This is a genomic window from Microcystis sp. M079S1, from assembly GCF_020246425.1.
Lineage (GTDB): Bacteria > Cyanobacteriota > Cyanobacteriia > Cyanobacteriales > Microcystaceae > Microcystis > Microcystis aeruginosa.
This window is the reverse complement of sequence record NZ_JADBSZ010000319.1, coordinates 1-16,920: the sequence shown is the minus strand read 5'-3', so window position 1 is coordinate 16,920 and position 16,920 is coordinate 1. Positions and strand designations below refer to the sequence as shown.

The window sequence follows — 16,920 nt, the reverse complement described above, 5'->3', positions numbered from 1 at the left end:
GGTTAGCATTGAAGAAGTTTGAGCGTAGCCTACTCTTTCTTGTCTTTCATACCAAGCTTGTGTTCGTTCGTGGAGAGCTTTGTTGTAAACTAATCTTACACAGCCCAAAGTGCGCCGCAATAGCGACTCTTGTTCGGGTGTGGGGTAAAATCGAAACGAATAGGCTTTTTCCATGTCCTTTCACACTAGCATATATTTCGTAAACGATGCTCATATTTAACAGTAAAGCCGTCGTAGAACGACGGGGTTTCAGACCCAAAATTTTCGATGATAGGATTCAGTATTCAGGAGTCAGGAGATTGTTTTTATTTATTCTCCCCACATCCCCACATCCCCACATCCCCACACCCTACACCCCACACCCCTTTTAAACAGGATTTAGTATGACTTTAATTGACTCCTCGGCGCTCTCCCCGGCCGTCTATTTTATTGGTGCGGGCCCCGGAGATCCGGAATTATTGACGGTAAAAGCCTATAAAATTCTCCAAAAAGCCGATGTTATCCTCTTTGCTGATTCCCTCGTCCCCAAACAGATTCTTGAGGATACTCGTCAAGATGCCGAGTTAATTCCCACCAGTAGCATCACCCTAGAGGAAATTATCCCTTTAATGATCGATCGCGTGCGTCGGGGTTTAGCGGTGGTGCGATTGCAATCGGGGGATTTAAGTCTCTATAGTGCCATCCAAGAACAAATTGAGCTTTTGACAGCAGCAGATATACCCTTTCAGCTAATCCCCGGAATTAGTGCCTTTCAAGGATTAGCGGCCAAATTGGCCCTAGAATTAACGATTCCGGAATTAGTCCAGACAATTATTCTAACCCGGGTGGAAGGAAAAGCCTCTCCCATGCCAGAAAGTGAAGAATTAGCCTCTTTAGCCGCCCATAAAGCCAGTTTATGCCTATATTTAGCCGCCCGTCACGTTGACAAAGCCCAGGAAAAACTCCTAAGATACTACCCACCAGAGCAACAGGTGGCCATTTGTTTCCGTCTCGGTTGGCCCGACGAAAAAATCTGGGTTGTCCCCCTGTCAGAGATGGCCCAATTAACCCATCGGGAAAATCTAACTAGAACTACCCTTTATCTAATTAGTCCCGCTTTAAACCAGATTACAGGAACTCGATCGCAACTTTATCACCCGCAACATTCCCATCTTTTCCGTCCTCATTCTTAGGTATTTTCTGGGAAGTCTATCGAAAGAAACACTAGGTTTCTACCTAAAGTTAGAGTCAAAGAGCGGCGATTTTGTTTAAAATCGCAGTAGGAGGTAGGACAATTTTAAAAACGTTTAAAATTAGTCTAACAGTCCATGCACAGCTGCCCTATATGTTCGGGAATTACCCTTCGTCACCTTGTGGTTGGTCGTGCCTACTGGTATTGTCCTCACTGTCGTCAGGAGGTTCCTAACTTCCTTGATTGCTCCATTCCTGCCAAGGTAAAGGTAGAGCGAGTTAGAGCGGAAAAAACAGTCTAGATTTTCAAGTTGGTAGATGGCAATAAGACCTGTGGGATGTGTTAATTTTTAACACATCCCACTTTACCTATCTATACATCCCTAGGATTGAGATGGATCATTTCCCAAGTCACATAGGTACCGATCGGACTCCAAATCAGGTAGGGTAGGAGTAGGATGCCCGCCCAAGAAGAAACAGGGAAAACCAATAGCGCCAGAAGAAAACCCAAGAAAAAACCCGTACCTCCGATAATCGTTCCCGCTTTGAGACTGCGTAGTTTACAGGTGACGGGAGTATAGGCAGTAATAGTCAATTCCACCAACAGATAAAAAGCCATCAAAAACCAGCGATTAGCCGGTTGAGCTTCCCAGACTAAATAAGCAGAAATTGCCCCACAAATATAGATAATTGTCCAGATAAGAGGGATTAATCTTTCAAAGGTTAACCAATCGGGACGACGCAATCGCGCAAACCAACGTACATCGCGAGAATTGAGTAATCCCCCAGCTAACGCTACCAAAAATCCCACGACACCGATAAGCAACCAAGAGGGAATCATGATTTTAAGCTATCCTCCGCTAATTTTGGCTTTGTAACCCGATTCAATGAGAATTTGTAGAATTTTTTGGCGATGATCTCCTTGGATCTCAATGGCATTTTCTTTAACTGTACCACCCGTCCCGCAAGCAGTTTTTAACTGTTTTAATAATTTCGTCAGAGTTTCGGTTTGGCATTGAAAACCTGTAACTATGGTAACGGTTTTTCCCCCCCGACCAGAGCGGGAGGTTTGTACTCGCAAATTCTGCTGATTTGGGGGTAATTCAGGGATGGAACGCTCAAAAGCAGGGTAATTACTTTGATCTCCAAATTCCTGATAGGCAATCCGGTTTTTTTCTTTTGATTTACTCATAAGCTGTTCACTATCTAAATTACTGGTTAAGACTGCAAGGAAGCAGGGAGAAGGGAGCAGAGAGAAGGGAGAATAAATAAAGATAATCTCCTGACTCATGACGACTGACTACTGACTCCTATGCTCCTGACTACTGATAGCTCGTAATTGGTTGGACTGGCAGCGCATTTGATTAAGTTCAGCTGCCGACATTCGATCGAGATGACCTAAAATCATATTAACTCGACCTTGGGATTTTAATTTTTCTCGATGTCGTGCCAAAAAATCCCAGTAAAGAAAGTTAAAAGGACAGGCTAAATCCCCGACTCGTTCATTTTTTTTATACAGACAACCCCGACAATAATCACTCATTTTATCAATATAGTTGGCCGAGGCGGCGTAGGGTTTGGAAGCGAGAATTCCCCCATCGGCAAATTGTCCCATTCCCAACACATTAGTCTGCATTACCCAATCGTAGGCATCGATAAAAACACTATGAAACCAGTTTTCAATCTCTTGGGGAGAGCAACCAAAAATTAAGGCAAAATTGCTCAAAATCATTAATCTTTGAATATGATGGGCATAACCGGTATTTTCCACCTGTGATAATACTTGTTTGAGGCAATTCATCTCGGTTTGGTTACTATCCCAAAAGAAAGCCGGTAAGGGTTGTTGATGCTCAAACCAATTGAGATTAGCGTAATCTTCTCCCAGATAATGATAAATTCCCTGCATATATTCCCGCCATCCCAACACCTGACGGATAAATCCTTCGATGCTATTTAGGGCTAAATTATCTTTTTTATAGGCAATTTCTGCCGATTGAATCACTTCCAACGGCGTTAGTAATCCTAGATTCAGATAGGGAGATAATAGGGAATGCCAGAGGGTTTCTTCTCCCGTTACCATCGCATCTTGGTAGGGTCCAAAGTTGGGCAGACAATTAGTAATAAAATGCTCCAAAACCTGTAAAGCTTGTCGGCGGGTTACTGCCCAGCGAAAAGGTTTGATTTTTCCATATTTAGGAATATCTAAAGCTTCCACATCGGCGATAACCTGAAGGGTAATTTCATCGGGTTCAAACCAAAGAGGAGCAGCAGTTTTTAATCCATACTTGGGCGGTTTGCGGTTTTGTTTATCAAAGTTCCATTGTCCTCCTATGGGTTGATTATCCTCGATTAAAATCTGCCATTTTTTACGACTTTCTCGATAGAAATCCTCTAGTAATAGTCTTTTACGAGATTTAGCCCAATTATTAAAATCTGTCCTAGTCCAGAGAAAGTGATTATTATCAATTAGGGTTATAACACAGTCTAAATTCAGATTGTTGATTAATCTAAGAAAAGGTAAATCATTAGGCATCATTATCTGTAATTCTTTGATACCTAATCGTTTAATCCAAGCAGATAAAATCGGTTCAAAATCTTCAGCAACTTCGTAGGTTACAGACCATCCTAAAGTTTTTAATTCTTCGGCAAAATGACGCATCGCCGACCAGATTAAAACTAATTTTTGCTGATGATAGGGTCTTTGTCGAATATGATTGTGGGATTCAATTAAAATAACCGGCGTTTCCTGTGAATAGGCTTGACGATTAGCTAAGGCCGCTTGTCCTGTCCATAATTGATCCCCTAAAATCCAAATACCAATGGTCATACTTATCTCATGGCCTCTACTATTCCGCCGTATTTTTTAGCCATAATATCCGCCATTTCCCGAGCAGAAAATTTACTGGCTTTGTCGATGCTGGGGGTAAATGTACCCGTAGAGGTTAAATAATGGGTAAATACCCCGACTTTTTTGCTAATAATCCACATATTTCTTGAAGTCAAAAATCAAAAATGGGATGGGAAGTGGGGTGTGGGGTGTGGGGTGTGGGGTGTGGGGAGTTTTCTCAGTGAACTGATAACTGATAACTGATAACTGATAACTGATTAGGTTTTTGTCCTGAGACTTTGGGCGCTTAGATAAAGTTGCGTCCATTCTTTGACCACTTGCGTGCGTTTACAGTTTAATTCGCCGGCGATTTCCTCAAGGGTTTTACCCGCTTTTAAGCCATCGATAACGCTTTTACCCGTGGGAGAAAGGCCAGCATAGAAACTTTGCCATTGACTGAGAGTTAAGCCAAAATTATGCTCTTTCGGGCTGATTTCTAACCATTCAGCGATTAATTCTGTCCCTTCCTTGAGGGCAAAAACCTTAATCGCATGATAGCCAACTTTTTCCCGGATACGATAAATCCGTTGAATGGGAATATTCATCTCTTTGGCGATCGCATCTTGGCTTTCGCCCCCTAGATAGAGGTTAAACCAAGTCACCGCCTCCGGACTAACATTTTCCTCTAGATACTTAGCAAAACTCTCTTGAACTTTTACCCGGAGAATTTGCGCTTCTTGGCAAGTGCGTTCATCTTCGTAGGTAGCGATCGCATTTTGATCCAGTAAACTTAAGCTATTTTCCCCCTCATCGCCACTAATTTCATCGGAGAGAATCCGGATCATTTCTTGCTGCGGCACATTAGTGATACCGCTCCTCGATTGACGACGGAGATAATTAACAAAACGATAGGCTAACAGGGGTTGATTGCGGATCGGACGCAGGGCGTATTCCTCTAGGGTGGCTAACATCAGCTGATCGCGAGTAGCTTGATCGTTGGTACAACGAGCGATCCATGCCAACTGGGATTGCAGATAGCGATCGCTATTTAACATTTCTTGAATAATTTCTTGCAAGACATCGGCCACCGCTTGCCGACGATCGCGACTTAAGGAAACCCAAGTGCGAATTTTTTGCCGGAGAGTGACACAAGCGCCGAGACGATCAATCAGGTTACGATAGGCGCGGGTGGGACTAACTTTGAGATAGCGTTGCCGTAAAATTTGCCAAAGATAGACTAATCCCCGTTTAGCGATTTCTAAATCTCTCTCATCTAAATTTTCCCAACGTTGGCTATCTTCACCGAGTAACCAATTGATAATGGTATCCCGTTGGCGATCGGTTAAGGAATCCTCTGTTTGAGAGAGGCGATCTTGCCATTGTTGCCTTAACTCGTCGATTATTGTCGTCATCGAAAAATTGAGTTCCAAACCCCGTCTTTTGAGGACGGCTTTAGTTTGAATATTAGCGCATTTACACGATATATGCTAGAACCTGAGCCATGGAGAAAGCCTATCGCTACCGATTTTACCCAACACCCGAACAAGATAGGACTCTAGGCAGAAGAGAAATAGGAATTGTGCGGAAAGTGCGCTCGCATCGCTTCCTAGGGTGTCCTCCCTGAAAACATGACAATTTCAAGGTTAACCAATATTTGGGAACGCACCACCCCTACCATTTATAATTCGGGAACATTTTCCTGTTCATAATTTTCTATTAATATTCCCAAAATTTCCATTAAAGAAGCAAGAGGATGATTTTCATTTTCTCCTATTTCATCTATCAAATTATCTAACATAATTACTAATTGTTCATATTCTGATTCGCTACGGGGTATAAAGAGTATTGGCTTTAAGTTTGTCCAGGCTTGCCGTGTTTTCTCTAGATCTATCGTCGGCATTTTTTTACTCCTTCCATTTATTTTTGTCCTATTCAGCATGAGCCTGTAGGGTGCGTTCCCTCAAACCATTGTGGCTTTAACATTAATTTGTATTTGGGAACGCACCACCCCCAACGCTTACTCCCTATTGGGTTTCACTATCATTCAACCCAACCCACAATTGCAGGGTGATTATTCTTTTAATTGTCAGCATCAGGATTTTCAGGCTTGGGGGACTTTCAGGATGGTTTAGTTGAGGGCTGTGATTGATTTGCTGCTCAAAACCTAGGGCTATAGGTGAGAATTTTATTAATAAATCCCGAAAATATTGCCCTTAATTAGCTTTAACTTTCTGCCCGATCGTATCGGCAGTGGTAGTGGAAACCATGGCCGCCATAACTTGTTCGGGGGAAACCGTAAAAGGCAGACGATGAATGTCCGAATTAGGCTGACAGGCAATTGCGGCCGCGTGGCGCAATTGGGCAAGGGAAACATCTCTTAATCCTAAATCCTCTAGGGATTTAGGTAAACCAATTTGTTCATAAAACTGGATTAGTTGCCCCCGGGCCGATACTGCCAATTGATTGCCCAAAACTATTTCCTCTAGACGCAATTGGGCGAGAATGCCGTAGGCGACTTTTTCCCCGTGCAGGGCATGATGGCAAGCGGGAATATGGGTTAAACCATTATGAATCGCATGGGCGGCCACGGTACGACAATTAGCGCCCCCTAAACCACCAATTACTCCGGCTAATAAAACGGTGGCATCCACTACCTGTTTCCAGTCCTCCCCGCCGATATTTTCTAGGGCTGCCGGGGATTTTTGGAAAAGAATATCCCGCAAAACCCGGGCCTGTTGGACAGCGGCAATGATCAGGGTTTCTGTGCAATGACCGCTACTGACGGAAGCTTCGTACCATTTAGCGATCGCATCGCCAATACCGGCGATTAAGGTTCTTTTCGGGGCAGTTTGGATAATACCGTAATCGAGAATTAATAAATCCGGGCAACGGGCTAGGGACAGATCGTAAAGAAACGCCCCCGCGTCGGAATAGACGTTAGATAGGGCCGTCCAAGCGGCACAAGTGGCCGCGGAGGTGGGAATCGTGGCGATCGGCAAATGGCACTGATGGGCGAGTAATTTGGCCGTATCGAGGGCCTTGCCGCCACCCACACCTATGATAAAATCTGCCTCATGACTCTTGACAGATGCCTTTAAATATGCCAGGGAATTTTCCGAACAATCGGGGGCGTAACTGTGATAGCTGGGGGTGAGATTTTTCAGGGGAGATGACAAAAAAGCTAAATTGCGATCGCCACCCACCACCAGGGGACGTTTACCCAAATCCGCTAATTTGCCGGTGGATTCTTCTAGGGCATTGTCACCCCGAATCACTTGTGCGGGGGCGATTAACAGGGGCAAAACAGCGACAGCATTGGACATTTTTTGACAACCTCTCAGGATTATTGGCTAAGTTTAGCGAAACTTTCGGGAAAAAGCTGTAGTTCAGGGGTATTATCCCCCGGGGCGGAGAAGGATTTTTTAATCTGTCCTAAGTACAAAGGAGCAGATAAACCGGGCTGAGGGTGAACCAGAGTGCGAGCGCTAATGATAAATTGATTATTACCGCCAGCACCGGCGCGACCGGAGGAAAACAGGTCACTAGCGGCTTGTTTTAGGGTTGCTTCCACCTGCTCGGGAGTAACAGTATTGGGCAGGGAGATAACAGCTTGATTAGCTCCGTTATCATAGACAAGGGAGAATCTCACCGCCCCCGGAATTTCGGTACGAGTAAATAATCCTAACCCAAGACCGAAAATCCCCACCGTCAACACAGCCATAAAGCTAGTGACACCGACGAGACGAAAGCGGATTCCCCAACCGACGAGAAAAGCGATAATCGTGAGTACCAAAAAAACCAGCGTGGCAATACCAGACCATTGGATGTATTTGGCAAAGTTCAGGGGAATGTCCATATTTTCTATAATACTGATTCTATGAAAACGGTTAGCATAAACCATTGTACCTATCCTGTTGTCGAAACTTTCCATTCTGTGCAGGGCGAGGGCTTTTGGACGGGAAGCAATGCTTTTTTCCTCCGTTTGGGAGGTTGCGATGTCTATTGCCCTTGGTGCGACCAAAAAGAGTCTTGGAATGCCCACCGTTATCCACAACAATCGCTGCGGGAATTGGTTGAGATGGCAAAAGGGGCTAACCCCGCTATGGTGGTGATTACCGGGGGTGAACCTTTGATGCACAATCTTGATCCTTTGACCAAGGAATTAAAAAATCAGGGTTTACGGGTACATTTAGAAACTTCTGGCGCTCATCCTTTTACTGGGGTTTTCGATTGGGTGACTTTTTCTCCTAAAACTTATAAAATGCCCGATCCTAGTATTTATGCACGGGTGAATGAGTTAAAAATTGTCGTGGCTAATCCAGAGGATTTAGACTGGGCATCTATGCAGGAAAGTAAGTTATCGGAAGGGGTGATCAAATATCTGCAACCCGAATGGAATACAGTGGAAAGCAAAGAGTTAGTCTTTAATTATGTTCTCCGGCATCCCCAATGGCGTCTCAGTCTCCAAACCCATAAGTTTTTAGGAGTCCGCTAGTCAGTTATCAGTTATCAGTTATCAGTTATCAGGAGTCAGTTATCAGTTATCAGGAGTCAGGAGTCAGGAGATTACTTTTTATTTATTCTCCCCAATCCCCAATTCATAATTCATAATTCCCAAACCCTAATTTACTAACAAGAGGTTAAATACTATGTCTAACAACAATTCTGAACGAGTAGTGCGTCGTGGTCGAGTTTTTCCAGAGATGCAATCTACAGAGGAAGAAAAGGCCAAACATCGCGCCCGACAATTAGAATTTTATCATCGTTGTTGGCCGATTTTTCAGAGTTTACAGCCCCGGTTAATGAAACATTATTATGGTTGGTACATTGCGATCGAACCCGATAGCGGCGATTATTTTATCGATCCCGATCAAGAAGTGGCCAGTAAAAAAGCAAGGGCAAAATATCCCGACAAAATTCATCACATCTTTGGCATTAATGAAACTGGAGTTAGTGGCAGAATATGATTGAAGGGAGATTTGGAACCAAAGGACAAATTTATTTTGATATCGATTTAGTTGGCGATGATGGATTGATTCTACCCACAGAAGTCATGCTGGATACGGGTTTTACCGAGTTTTTAGCCATAAATAGTCAAGATGCTGACAGTCTTGATTGGCGTTTTTTGCGACAAAATAAATTGATAACCGCTCAAGGAGAAGCATTTTTTGATATATATTTAGGCAGAGTAAGAATTGATGGTCAAGAATACGAAATTCCCGTCTTTGCAGGGGAGGCAATTAAGGAGATTTTGTTAGGTTCGCGGTGGCTAAAACAATTTATCTTAGTAGCTAATTATCAACAAGCACAGGTGACATTAGGGTAATGACAAAAAAGGCGATTATTTTACTTTCCGGGGGATTAGATTCAGCGACGACAGCAGCGATCGCTCTAGCTGCTGGTTATCAATTAATCGCCCTTTCCTTTCGTTATGGACAAAGACACGAGCGGGAATTAGCGGCGGCGAAAAAAATTGCTAATTTCCTCAATATTAAAGAACATCATCTGATCGAAGTCAATCTATCTTTGTGGGGAGGTTCCGCTTTAACGGATCAATCTATTGCTATTCCCCAAGAGGGAATTAACCCGAATATTATCCCGATTACCTATGTGCCGGGGAGAAATACAGTTTTTATTTCGATCGCTCTTTCTTTAGCGGAAGCAAGGGAAGCGGAGGCGATATATTTAGGAATTAATGCGGTGGATTATTCCGGTTATCCCGATTGTCGTCCCCAGTATTTAGAAGCCTTTCAAACTTTAGCTAATTTATCATCGAAAGCGGGTTTAGAAGGGAAAGCACCCCAATTAATTGCCCCTTTGGTGATGGATAGTAAGGTAGATATCGTCCGTCGTGCCGTTAGTTTAGGGGTTCCCATTGCTGATACTTGGTCTTGTTATCAAGGAGAAGTTGAACCCTGCGGTTTATGCGATTCCTGCCGCATCAGAGATCAGGCTTTAATTGAGGCAGGTTATCCCGAATTGGCTACTTCCTTCTTAAAACAGTCAGGAAAAGGGGGAGCATAGTGAAAAATGGAGATAATCTAGGCGATTAAATGTTCAATGAGGATTTTACTGCCGATTAATATTAAAACTAAACCGCCGAGAATTTCTACCTTTTGGCTAAATAAATTACCGAATTTATGCCCGATAAAAACAGCTATAAAACATAAAACAAAGGTAATAAAACCAATGACAGTGCAAGCTAAAAGTAAGGGAGTTTTAATCATCGATAGACCCAAACCAACTACTAAAGCATCGATGCTAGTAGCGATCGCTAATCCGATTAAAGTATAGGAATCTAGAGGATTAAATTTTTTTTCCTCGTCATCATTTTGAACAGCTTCGTAGATCATTTTACTGCCGATCGCCCCTAGAATAATAAAAGCGATCCAGTGGTCAAAAGAAGCAAGAAAATCGCGACAAGTTAGACCAATACCCCAACCAATCATCGGCATAATTGCTTGAAATCCCCCAAAAAACAAAGCAATTTTCAAAGCCTTATTAACATGAATATGACGAATCATCAGGCCACTGGTCAGAGAAACGGCCACGGCATCGGCGGCTAATCCCACGGCAACAAAGGAAGTGGTTAAAAGTTCGAGTGAAGTAAACATCTATAGTTGTTTATCCTTTAATTTCCCCTTATCTTAACTAATTTTTACCCAGAAAACTTTCATATTTATCTCATGATCCTCTCATTTATCTATCATTTCTCTAACCTAAGTAGGTAGGCGTTAAAAGTTGTCAGATGCCCCCCTTATCAAGGGGGATTAAAGGGGGGACTAAGGGGGGATCGGCACCCCCCTTATCAAGGGGGCAGGGGGGATCGAACCTAAAATCCATTTTTAATTTAATTATAACCAGCTACTTAATTAGTGAGAGGATCGAATTGAAAAGGTTTAAAACCACATTACTGGTTCCTCACCGATCGCCTGCACCTGATGGATCGCTTCTGGGGTAAAACTGATGATATACTCAGCTTCTAGGACTTTTTCGCCCGTTACTGTGATTTTATCGGGAAATTCAGCCTTATGAGTCCGAGGAACCAATCCTGCTGTTTTATAAATTCCCCCGAATTTTTTCCAGGACAAAGTTAAGAAAGATACCTTTTCCCATCATCGATCATCCCGTCTGCTTTTAAGGTGGCGAACGCTACCATATAGGAAAAGTGCCAAGTAAAAAATTATGATAATTTCGAGAATTACCAGAGAATGAGGTGGGAGAGAACGGTGATAAAATTAGCTAATTGACTCCAGCAACTTAAGCCCCCAATAACCGCTCACTGAAAATATGGCTGATTTTTTTAACACCTATGGTTTTTTAATTGTTTCAATGATATTTGGAGCCATATTAGGCATTTCAATTTATCTGCCCTTAATGGCCGGTCAATTATCCTTAGCAACCCCCGGTTTTTACGCTTTAGGCGGTTATGTGGCCGCCATTCTTTCCACGAAAGTTTTTACTAATACTGGTAGCAATTATCCCCTTACTTTGGTCTTTTTAGAAATGTTAATTGCTGGCATTATTTCAGGAATATTAGCCATAGTTTTAGGTATTCCTGTTCTGCGTTTGCGAGGGATTTATTTAGCTATTGCCACAATCGCCTGGGTAGAAATTTTGAGAATTATTGCCCTTAATCTCGATATAACCGGCGGTGCGGTCGGTATTTTCGCCATTCCCCAACCCTTCACTACTCAATTAGCCTACCTTTGGCTGGCCTTGCCCCTCTTATTCCTAACTATGCTGTTTCTCTATCGGTTAGAAAACATCAAAATTGGTCGGGCATTTAATGCCATTCGTGCCGATGAATTGGCAGCTGCATCTATGGGAATTAATCCCACCTATCACAAAGTTTTATCCTTCACTTTCGGGGCAGTTTTAGCGGCAGTTGTGGGAGCGGTAAGCGCCCATTTTCTCAATACTTGGAATTCCCGTCAAGGAACCTTTGATTCTAGTATTATTTTCCTGGCTTTTGTTTTAATTGGTGGTTCCAGAACTTTTGTCGGTCCCGTGGTGGGCGGCATTGTTTTAACTGCTTTGCCCGAAGTTTTACGCGCCCTCGGCGGCATGAATGGTTTACCAATTTGGTTAGGGAATTTCTTGCGCGATGGTCGTTTGATTATTTTTGGAATTTTAATCGTTTTGGGAACGATTTTTTATCCTCAAGGCTTAATTACACCTGAATTAATCAAAAAACTAATTCCTTTTAAAAGACGTTCCTCTCTTAGTCAAGTTGATTCCTAGTTATGGATCAATGTTGTCGATTGGATTCCTTTTTAATTAATGATATAATAGGATAGTTTATCCCCCTTTATATTCTCAGTCATCTCCGAGAATGACCCGCCAAATTCACGACCAATTTGCCAAGGAATATTTAGAGGAACTGTTAGCGCCTCTAGGAACCATAAAAAAGAGTAAAAAAGTGAAAAGTGAGGTTCAAGAAATAGATGTCTGGTTTGAACCGGCCAGTTCACCATCAAGGACCGAACTCCCTTTAGGTTTACTCGGAAAAATGGCGGCGACTTCCTGTTTGTTTGAACCTTTCCGTAACCCGCCCTCAGAAATAGAGATTCGCAGTTGTATATCAAAGTTATATACTGTTCATAATGACCTGTTAAGAAAGGCGAAACGGGCAAACAAAACTCTGACGGTCGCAGAATTGCCAGTTTTATGGATTCTCACCCCCACCTTTTCAGCTAGAATGATTCAAGGATTCAGGGCTGACAGCGATGAGAGGAATTGGTTAAAAGGGGTTTACTTTTTAGCTGACTTCCTCAAAGTGGCAATCGTTGCCATCCACCAGTTACCAGTGAGTGAAGACACTTTATGGTTGAGGGTTTTAGGAAAAGGAGAAACACAAAAAAGAGCCGTAGAAGAGTTAGTTCAATTGCCAGAAGATAACTCTTTTCAAGAAAATTTGTTAGAAATTCTAGCCAACTGGCGTAAGAATTTGGAATTGAGAGATAATTTAAGTAGCGAGGAACAGGAGGACATCATGAACCTATCACCAGCCTATCTAAAACAGCGAGAAGATTGGAAAATAGAAGGAAAACAGGAAGGCACTTTAGAGGGACAACTCTCGCTGATAGCTAGTCTTCTGGAAGGGCGGTTTGGAACCCTAGATTCGGAATTGTCTGGTCTAGTTGAACAGATTGCCCAACTTCCCATCTCAGAACGCACCGGGTTACTTCTTTCTTTAGTGAATTTATCCCGCTCTGAACTGTTAGAAAGATTGAGAAAAGATTAAAGTTTTAGTCCGCTCAAGCCATGAATTTTCATGCCAAAATCCTGATGGTAGTTTGTCTGCTGAGTTACTGTCATGGTCAAATCTAGCATTCCCTCAGACGCTCTAGCCCTGGGTTGGGTTGAGCTATCATTATTGAGCAGGTATTACCAATCGGCTCAAAAGGCGAAACCCAACCAAGATTGTGAAAATATTCCTGGAAGTTGTTGGGTTTCCTTGCGTCAACCCAACCTACGAGTTTTACTCAGACTAATCGAGTTGTTATAGATACCAATGTTTTGATTAGTGCTTTACTCAATCCACTAGGAACACCCAGAAAAGTAATCAATCAGTCAATGTACCATTCTTCAGAGCAAGGCAACTTATCAAGAATTGGCAACGAGAATAAGTAAAAATAAATTTGACAAATGTTTAGAAAAGGTGCTATTATCCTGAATAATACTTAACTTGTGTTAAAATCGGTGTAAGAATTTAGGTCATAGAAAAAGCAGTCAAACCTATACTAGGTAAGCATTTGGCCGAATTACGCCCAAATACTCACTCTCATTAAGAAATGCTGAAAGCCTTAATTATCGTGCTTATTGAGAATGAATCTGTTAGTTTGGCGAGTTTTGAGATTGTAGAAGCCTCTCTGTGAATGCGTTTGAGGCACCTGAATCCTTACAAATCGGCTGCACTATTGTTGTTAATTTAAGGGATAGTTACATGAAAATTGTTACTGTTACTGAAGCCAAAGAACAAATTGATGAATTAGTGAATGATACCAATGATAATCATCAACCAATTTTGTTATCTGGTACGAAAAAGAATGCTATTTTAATTGCTGAGGAAGATTGGAACTCTATTCAAGAAACGCTTTATTTGTATTCTATTCCTGGTATGGTAGATTCAATTATTGAAGGTGGCAACACTTCTATTGAAGATTGTGTGGATGAGGCGGGTATCAGAGCAATTTTAAATGGATAATTGGCAGTTGGTTTTTACCAAACAAGCGAAAAAAGATGCTGAAAAGCTGGCTCGTACTGGGTTGGCAAAACAAGCTAACGAGTTATTAAATATTCTTAAGTCAAATCCGTATCAATCTTATCCTGTTTATGAGAAACTCAGTGGCGATTTAGCGAGCTATTATTCCAGACGTATTAATATTCAGCATCGTTTGGTTTATCAGGTTATTCCAGAAGAGAAGGTTGTCAAAGTTATACGGATGTGGACTCATTATGAATAACCCCTCTTATTTATTTTACACTGGTAACATTATAGACTGAAAATGATTGACTTGGATTGTAAAAATATAGCAATTTGCGAATGAGTGAGGCACATACTAGGAACGTGAAAAGTTTATGGTATAAGACTTTTGCCTTCCGCAAAACGGTATAAATACCCCCAAGATAACATAAAAATACGATATAAATTCCCCTCCTCAACTGACTGAATGAAGGGGCATTTATGGTATTTTTAGAAGCAATTTAGCCTACTTTTGTGGTTTCTTTTTCGGTGGATTGGGAGGGTTTTAGTTGGCGCTTGAGAGTTGAGGCTGCGCCGAGTGTGCCGAGCGCGAGAAGGCTGAGAGTTGAGGTGGGTTCAAGTTACAGCCAAAAGAAACTTATTTTTTAATAATGACCTTAAGAACATTACTCTTTACTTGAATAGATTTATTTTCTTGATAAAGGTATTGGACATAATAATTTCCAGGATTTTTGAAAATAAAATATTCATGCAAATTAATCTCTGACCAAGCACTATCTACTGCATTAGGAGTCAAGACAACTGGGACATTTTTTTCTCGATATCCACCAGGAGAAAACGCTCTTTGATTCTGATCTCCCAAAGGAGTTAATTTAACTGCTTTACCTTCTGAATCAGTCACATTAATAAGATGGTTTGGCCAAAAACCACTATGCCAAATAGTTTGTGGTTCTTTTGATACATTTTGAATAGCATAATAAACAAGAATAGGCTCATTAATACTAAAAACAGTTTTATCTGTCCAAATGCGAGAACGTAATCCGCCTTGCTCAGATCCCCAAACAATTAGACTATTAATTGTTTTACTCCTTGAATCAACATGAGAATTTAGAAAATTTCCTGCTCTTGTATAGCATAATCCCAAAAGCAGGATAATTGATATTATAATCATCAAGATAATACTATTTCGAGAAGACATTATAAGCTTCCTTAACAGAAGATACAAAGTAAGCTATATTTGACCCTGGTTTAAAATTTTGATCGGGACGAGCAGAACTAAGACTGCGGTATCTACTTGCTACAGCCACGAAACTTACGAAAGCAAAAACATACCATGATAGGTTAGGCTCTGGGATACATACACAGTTACAATCTTGTGAAAAATTATATCCTACAGGTGTGCCTCCACCACTGTTATTCTTAGTGCCATCCCAAGCTATTACAGGAGCTTTTAAATTATTTGTAGCATCATTAAGCCATTGAAAATCAAAGAGTTTAGATGTTTTGTCAGGAAGAACTTCATATCCCCAGGTGAAACCTTTTAAACATGAGATAGTTAAACCATTGACACAAACGAATGCAGTTTCAAATTTGATAAAATTTCCGGCATTGTCCTCGGATTGAGAAGGACCATCAGAAAACATTGAGCCAGGTCCGTTAGAACCATTTACCCCTATGTCAAGAGTTGAATTCTCTTTTTCTGTCCAATACCACGGTAGATTATCATCGCGTTTATAAGGGTCTAGATAAGGAAGAGTCGCTCCGTTGTTTTGTCCGATAGTTCCTTTCCCATCATAAATGGATTGAATCCATTTGAAGTCATAATTACACTGAGTAGGATCAGCTTTTGTAAACTTAGCAACTAGATTAGCCCCCACAACCTTGTTCCCATCTTTATCCGTGAATTTAGCCGTGCTGTAATCAGTAATATTAAGTGTTCCTAACTTTTTACCATTGCATAATATATCCATTGGGTTAGGAGCAGGAATTGGTGCTGTTTGTGCTTCTACAGAACGAATTCCTGGGATGATAACTACTAATACCGTCAAAAAACTGAGGCTAGGAACAGTAATTACTTTTTCCAATACTTTTGTTGTTTTATTCATGTTACTTTTAATCCGTATTTTCACTTTTAAATTGGATGACTTAAAATGAGCTCACTCCCCTCGCAGCCAGGTCAAGCAACAGCCCCACCCAACCCCAATGGCGGACAACAAAACTATACACACTCCCCCCCCACAACTGTATCAAAAGCTACAATTTAATAAATCTTTACATTCCCCTCCCTGACACGGACTCACCTGGGACAATAGGGACATCCCCCAGGAAACGCCTCCTCAACGCCCAGATGAGTTTGGAGTTACAGCACAACCAGAATAACGACCCATATCAACGGACGGGACTCAACTGCCCCAATTCGACGCTCACCGCATCAAAGCGATTGTCCCCAGGGCGATAGGAGAGAATTTCCAAGCCAATCGGCTCGCCACTGGTGGAATCCTTAATTAAAATCACCCCATCCCCCAGTTCAGTACAAATCTGCTCCTTTCTGGGGGATTGCCAGAAGACAGTGAGTAAGCTAAAACGCACTTAAACCACCTAAAATAGAAATAGTAACTTGAGAAAAATCCTACTTATGCCAGCCAAAGATTTCCTAGACTTAGAAGAAAAGAAAAACTTACAAAAAGCTCTTAAAGAAGAAGAAAGAGCAGAG

23 protein-coding genes and 3 pseudogenes are annotated in these 16,920 nt (G+C 41.8%); 11 read left to right on the top strand and 15 right to left on the bottom strand.

Features of this window, described 5'->3' with window-relative positions:
- Positions 1–174: helix-turn-helix domain-containing protein (locus IM456_RS20585; RefSeq protein ID WP_287712803.1), on the bottom strand; the 174-nt coding region annotated here is incomplete at its 3' end.
- Positions 175–383: 209 nt separating this feature from the next.
- On the opposite strand from IM456_RS20585, the gene cobM reads away from it, so the two are divergent.
- Entirely contained in the window at positions 384–1,172 is a 789-nt protein-coding gene (gene cobM, locus IM456_RS20580) for a precorrin-4 C(11)-methyltransferase (RefSeq protein ID WP_149986206.1), read from the top strand.
- Positions 1,173–1,543: 371 nt separating this feature from the next.
- Here cobM and IM456_RS20575 read toward each other — a convergent pair whose 3' ends face one another.
- The 5 genes from IM456_RS20575 to IM456_RS20555 all read right to left on the bottom strand — a co-directional run bounded on the left by IM456_RS20575 (position 1,544) and on the right by IM456_RS20555 (position 5,409).
- Positions 1,544–2,011, bottom strand: coding sequence for a TspO/MBR family protein (locus tag IM456_RS20575; RefSeq protein ID WP_149986205.1), 468 nt, complete (start codon positions 2,009–2,011; stop codon positions 1,544–1,546).
- Positions 2,012–2,020: 9 nt separating this feature from the next.
- Positions 2,021–2,362, bottom strand: coding sequence for a translation initiation factor (locus IM456_RS20570; protein WP_149986204.1), 342 nt, complete (start codon positions 2,360–2,362; stop codon positions 2,021–2,023).
- Between the two features lie 108 nt (positions 2,363–2,470).
- Positions 2,471–3,997 (bottom strand): cryptochrome/photolyase family protein, encoded by a 1,527-nt coding sequence (locus IM456_RS20565; RefSeq protein WP_149986203.1) that lies wholly within the window; start codon positions 3,995–3,997, stop codon positions 2,471–2,473.
- A gap of 2 nt (positions 3,998–3,999) precedes the next feature.
- Positions 4,000–4,158, bottom strand: a complete 159-nt coding sequence (locus tag IM456_RS20560; RefSeq protein WP_170915472.1) for a hypothetical protein — start codon at positions 4,156–4,158, stop codon at positions 4,000–4,002.
- A gap of 117 nt (positions 4,159–4,275) precedes the next feature.
- A complete protein-coding gene (locus IM456_RS20555; protein WP_149986202.1) occupies positions 4,276–5,409 on the bottom strand; it encodes a HetZ-related protein 2 in 1,134 nt (377 codons plus the stop codon).
- Between the two features lie 89 nt (positions 5,410–5,498).
- Here IM456_RS20555 and IM456_RS20550 point away from each other — a divergent pair.
- A pseudogene (locus IM456_RS20550) lies at positions 5,499–5,588 on the top strand (helix-turn-helix domain-containing protein); the annotation flags it as partial.
- A gap of 87 nt (positions 5,589–5,675) precedes the next feature.
- Here the strand turns inward: IM456_RS20550 and IM456_RS20545 are convergent.
- The 3 genes from IM456_RS20545 to IM456_RS20535 form a co-directional block, all read right to left on the bottom strand.
- The gene (locus IM456_RS20545; protein WP_002799107.1) at positions 5,676–5,897 is read right to left on the bottom strand and encodes a hypothetical protein; all 222 of its coding nucleotides are present in this window, start codon (positions 5,895–5,897) and stop codon (positions 5,676–5,678) included.
- A 313-nt stretch (positions 5,898–6,210) separates the two neighbouring features.
- The gene (locus IM456_RS20540; protein ID WP_012265683.1) at positions 6,211–7,320 is read right to left on the bottom strand and encodes an iron-containing alcohol dehydrogenase family protein; all 1,110 of its coding nucleotides are present in this window, start codon (positions 7,318–7,320) and stop codon (positions 6,211–6,213) included.
- A gap of 20 nt (positions 7,321–7,340) precedes the next feature.
- Positions 7,341–7,898, bottom strand: a complete 558-nt coding sequence (locus IM456_RS20535; protein ID WP_271974991.1) for a Ycf51 family protein — start codon at positions 7,896–7,898, stop codon at positions 7,341–7,343.
- On the opposite strand from IM456_RS20535, the gene IM456_RS20530 reads away from it, so the two are divergent.
- The 4 genes from IM456_RS20530 (at position 7,875) to queC (ending at position 10,021) form a co-directional block, all read left to right on the top strand.
- The gene (locus IM456_RS20530) at positions 7,875–8,492 is read left to right on the top strand and encodes a 7-carboxy-7-deazaguanine synthase QueE (RefSeq protein ID WP_149986200.1); all 618 of its coding nucleotides are present in this window, start codon (positions 7,875–7,877) and stop codon (positions 8,490–8,492) included. The two genes, IM456_RS20535 and IM456_RS20530, sit on opposite strands and share 24 nt — an antisense overlap.
- A gap of 154 nt (positions 8,493–8,646) precedes the next feature.
- On the top strand, positions 8,647–8,964 hold the full coding sequence (locus tag IM456_RS20525; RefSeq protein WP_002799114.1) for a hypothetical protein: 318 nt from the start codon (positions 8,647–8,649) through the stop codon (positions 8,962–8,964).
- Positions 8,961–9,323 (top strand): aspartyl protease, encoded by a 363-nt coding sequence (locus tag IM456_RS20520; protein ID WP_045359920.1) that lies wholly within the window; start codon positions 8,961–8,963, stop codon positions 9,321–9,323. The genes IM456_RS20525 and IM456_RS20520 overlap by 4 nt, the downstream gene beginning before the upstream one ends.
- Entirely contained in the window at positions 9,323–10,021 is a 699-nt protein-coding gene (gene queC / locus IM456_RS20515; protein WP_287693260.1) for a 7-cyano-7-deazaguanine synthase QueC, read from the top strand. Before IM456_RS20520 ends, queC begins: the two co-directional genes overlap by 1 nt.
- A gap of 17 nt (positions 10,022–10,038) precedes the next feature.
- On the opposite strand, the gene IM456_RS20510 is transcribed toward queC, so the two are convergent.
- Both IM456_RS20510 and IM456_RS20505 read right to left on the bottom strand, forming a co-directional pair.
- Positions 10,039–10,611, bottom strand: coding sequence for a manganese efflux pump MntP (locus IM456_RS20510; protein ID WP_149986198.1), 573 nt, complete (start codon positions 10,609–10,611; stop codon positions 10,039–10,041).
- Between the two features lie 285 nt (positions 10,612–10,896).
- Entirely contained in the window at positions 10,897–11,088 is a 192-nt protein-coding gene (locus IM456_RS20505) for a hypothetical protein (RefSeq protein ID WP_287693259.1), read from the bottom strand.
- A gap of 199 nt (positions 11,089–11,287) precedes the next feature.
- On the opposite strand from IM456_RS20505, the gene IM456_RS20500 reads away from it, so the two are divergent.
- From IM456_RS20500 to IM456_RS20485, 5 genes and pseudogenes are all read left to right on the top strand, one after another.
- Positions 11,288–12,241 (top strand): branched-chain amino acid ABC transporter permease, encoded by a 954-nt coding sequence (locus IM456_RS20500; protein WP_287693258.1) that lies wholly within the window; start codon positions 11,288–11,290, stop codon positions 12,239–12,241.
- Positions 12,242–12,332: 91 nt separating this feature from the next.
- Complete coding sequence (locus tag IM456_RS20495; RefSeq protein ID WP_272081709.1) at positions 12,333–13,244, top strand: hypothetical protein; 912 nt, start codon at positions 12,333–12,335, stop codon at positions 13,242–13,244.
- Positions 13,245–13,447: 203 nt separating this feature from the next.
- Positions 13,448–13,661, top strand: a pseudogene (locus IM456_RS23430) (putative toxin-antitoxin system toxin component, PIN family); the annotation flags it as partial.
- 285 nt (positions 13,662–13,946) lie between these two features.
- Entirely contained in the window at positions 13,947–14,207 is a 261-nt protein-coding gene (locus IM456_RS20490) for a type II toxin-antitoxin system Phd/YefM family antitoxin (RefSeq protein ID WP_002736246.1), read from the top strand.
- The gene (locus IM456_RS20485) at positions 14,200–14,466 is read left to right on the top strand and encodes a Txe/YoeB family addiction module toxin (protein ID WP_002756029.1); all 267 of its coding nucleotides are present in this window, start codon (positions 14,200–14,202) and stop codon (positions 14,464–14,466) included. Before IM456_RS20490 ends, IM456_RS20485 begins: the two co-directional genes overlap by 8 nt.
- 241 nt (positions 14,467–14,707) lie before the next feature.
- Here IM456_RS20485 and IM456_RS20480 read toward each other — a convergent pair.
- The 4 genes and pseudogenes from IM456_RS20480 to IM456_RS20465 form a co-directional block, all read right to left on the bottom strand.
- Positions 14,708–14,824, bottom strand: a pseudogene (locus tag IM456_RS20480) (PEP-CTERM sorting domain-containing protein); the annotation flags it as partial.
- A gap of 20 nt (positions 14,825–14,844) precedes the next feature.
- On the bottom strand, positions 14,845–15,405 hold the full coding sequence (locus IM456_RS20475) for a hypothetical protein (RefSeq protein ID WP_287693257.1): 561 nt from the start codon (positions 15,403–15,405) through the stop codon (positions 14,845–14,847).
- Complete coding sequence (locus tag IM456_RS20470) at positions 15,389–16,312, bottom strand: hypothetical protein (protein WP_287693256.1); 924 nt, start codon at positions 16,310–16,312, stop codon at positions 15,389–15,391. Before IM456_RS20470 ends, IM456_RS20475 begins: the two co-directional genes overlap by 17 nt.
- Positions 16,313–16,595: 283 nt before the next feature.
- Positions 16,596–16,796, bottom strand: a complete 201-nt coding sequence (locus tag IM456_RS20465; protein ID WP_287693255.1) for a hypothetical protein — start codon at positions 16,794–16,796, stop codon at positions 16,596–16,598.
- Between the last annotated feature and the right edge of the window lie 124 nt (positions 16,797–16,920).

Bases quoted from the DNA above. Each gene is read 5' to 3' on its own strand.
- cobM (WP_149986206.1), top strand. From the start codon at position 384: ATGACTTTAATTGACTCCTCGGCGCTCTCCCCGGCCGTCTATTTTATT.
- IM456_RS20575 (WP_149986205.1), bottom strand. From the start codon at position 2,011: ATGATTCCCTCTTGGTTGCTTATCGGTGTCGTGGGATTTTTGGTAGCG.
- IM456_RS20570 (WP_149986204.1), bottom strand. From the start codon at position 2,362: ATGAGTAAATCAAAAGAAAAAAACCGGATTGCCTATCAGGAATTTGGA.
- IM456_RS20565 (WP_149986203.1), bottom strand. From the start codon at position 3,997: ATGACCATTGGTATTTGGATTTTAGGGGATCAATTATGGACAGGACAA.
- IM456_RS20560 (WP_170915472.1), bottom strand. From the start codon at position 4,158: ATGTGGATTATTAGCAAAAAAGTCGGGGTATTTACCCATTATTTAACC.
- IM456_RS20555 (WP_149986202.1), bottom strand. From the start codon at position 5,409: ATGACGACAATAATCGACGAGTTAAGGCAACAATGGCAAGATCGCCTC.
- IM456_RS20545 (WP_002799107.1), bottom strand. From the start codon at position 5,897: ATGCCGACGATAGATCTAGAGAAAACACGGCAAGCCTGGACAAACTTA.
- IM456_RS20540 (WP_012265683.1), bottom strand. From the start codon at position 7,320: ATGTCCAATGCTGTCGCTGTTTTGCCCCTGTTAATCGCCCCCGCACAA.
- IM456_RS20530 (WP_149986200.1), top strand. From the start codon at position 7,875: ATGAAAACGGTTAGCATAAACCATTGTACCTATCCTGTTGTCGAAACT.
- IM456_RS20535 (WP_271974991.1), bottom strand. From the start codon at position 7,898: ATGGTTTATGCTAACCGTTTTCATAGAATCAGTATTATAGAAAATATG.
- IM456_RS20525 (WP_002799114.1), top strand. From the start codon at position 8,647: ATGTCTAACAACAATTCTGAACGAGTAGTGCGTCGTGGTCGAGTTTTT.
- IM456_RS20520 (WP_045359920.1), top strand. From the start codon at position 8,961: ATGATTGAAGGGAGATTTGGAACCAAAGGACAAATTTATTTTGATATC.
- queC (WP_287693260.1), top strand. From the start codon at position 9,323: ATGACAAAAAAGGCGATTATTTTACTTTCCGGGGGATTAGATTCAGCG.
- IM456_RS20510 (WP_149986198.1), bottom strand. From the start codon at position 10,611: ATGTTTACTTCACTCGAACTTTTAACCACTTCCTTTGTTGCCGTGGGA.
- IM456_RS20500 (WP_287693258.1), top strand. From the start codon at position 11,288: ATGGCTGATTTTTTTAACACCTATGGTTTTTTAATTGTTTCAATGATA.
- IM456_RS20495 (WP_272081709.1), top strand. From the start codon at position 12,333: ATGACCCGCCAAATTCACGACCAATTTGCCAAGGAATATTTAGAGGAA.
- IM456_RS20490 (WP_002736246.1), top strand. From the start codon at position 13,947: ATGAAAATTGTTACTGTTACTGAAGCCAAAGAACAAATTGATGAATTA.
- IM456_RS20485 (WP_002756029.1), top strand. From the start codon at position 14,200: ATGGATAATTGGCAGTTGGTTTTTACCAAACAAGCGAAAAAAGATGCT.
- IM456_RS20475 (WP_287693257.1), bottom strand. From the start codon at position 15,405: ATGTCTTCTCGAAATAGTATTATCTTGATGATTATAATATCAATTATC.
- IM456_RS20470 (WP_287693256.1), bottom strand. From the start codon at position 16,312: ATGAATAAAACAACAAAAGTATTGGAAAAAGTAATTACTGTTCCTAGC.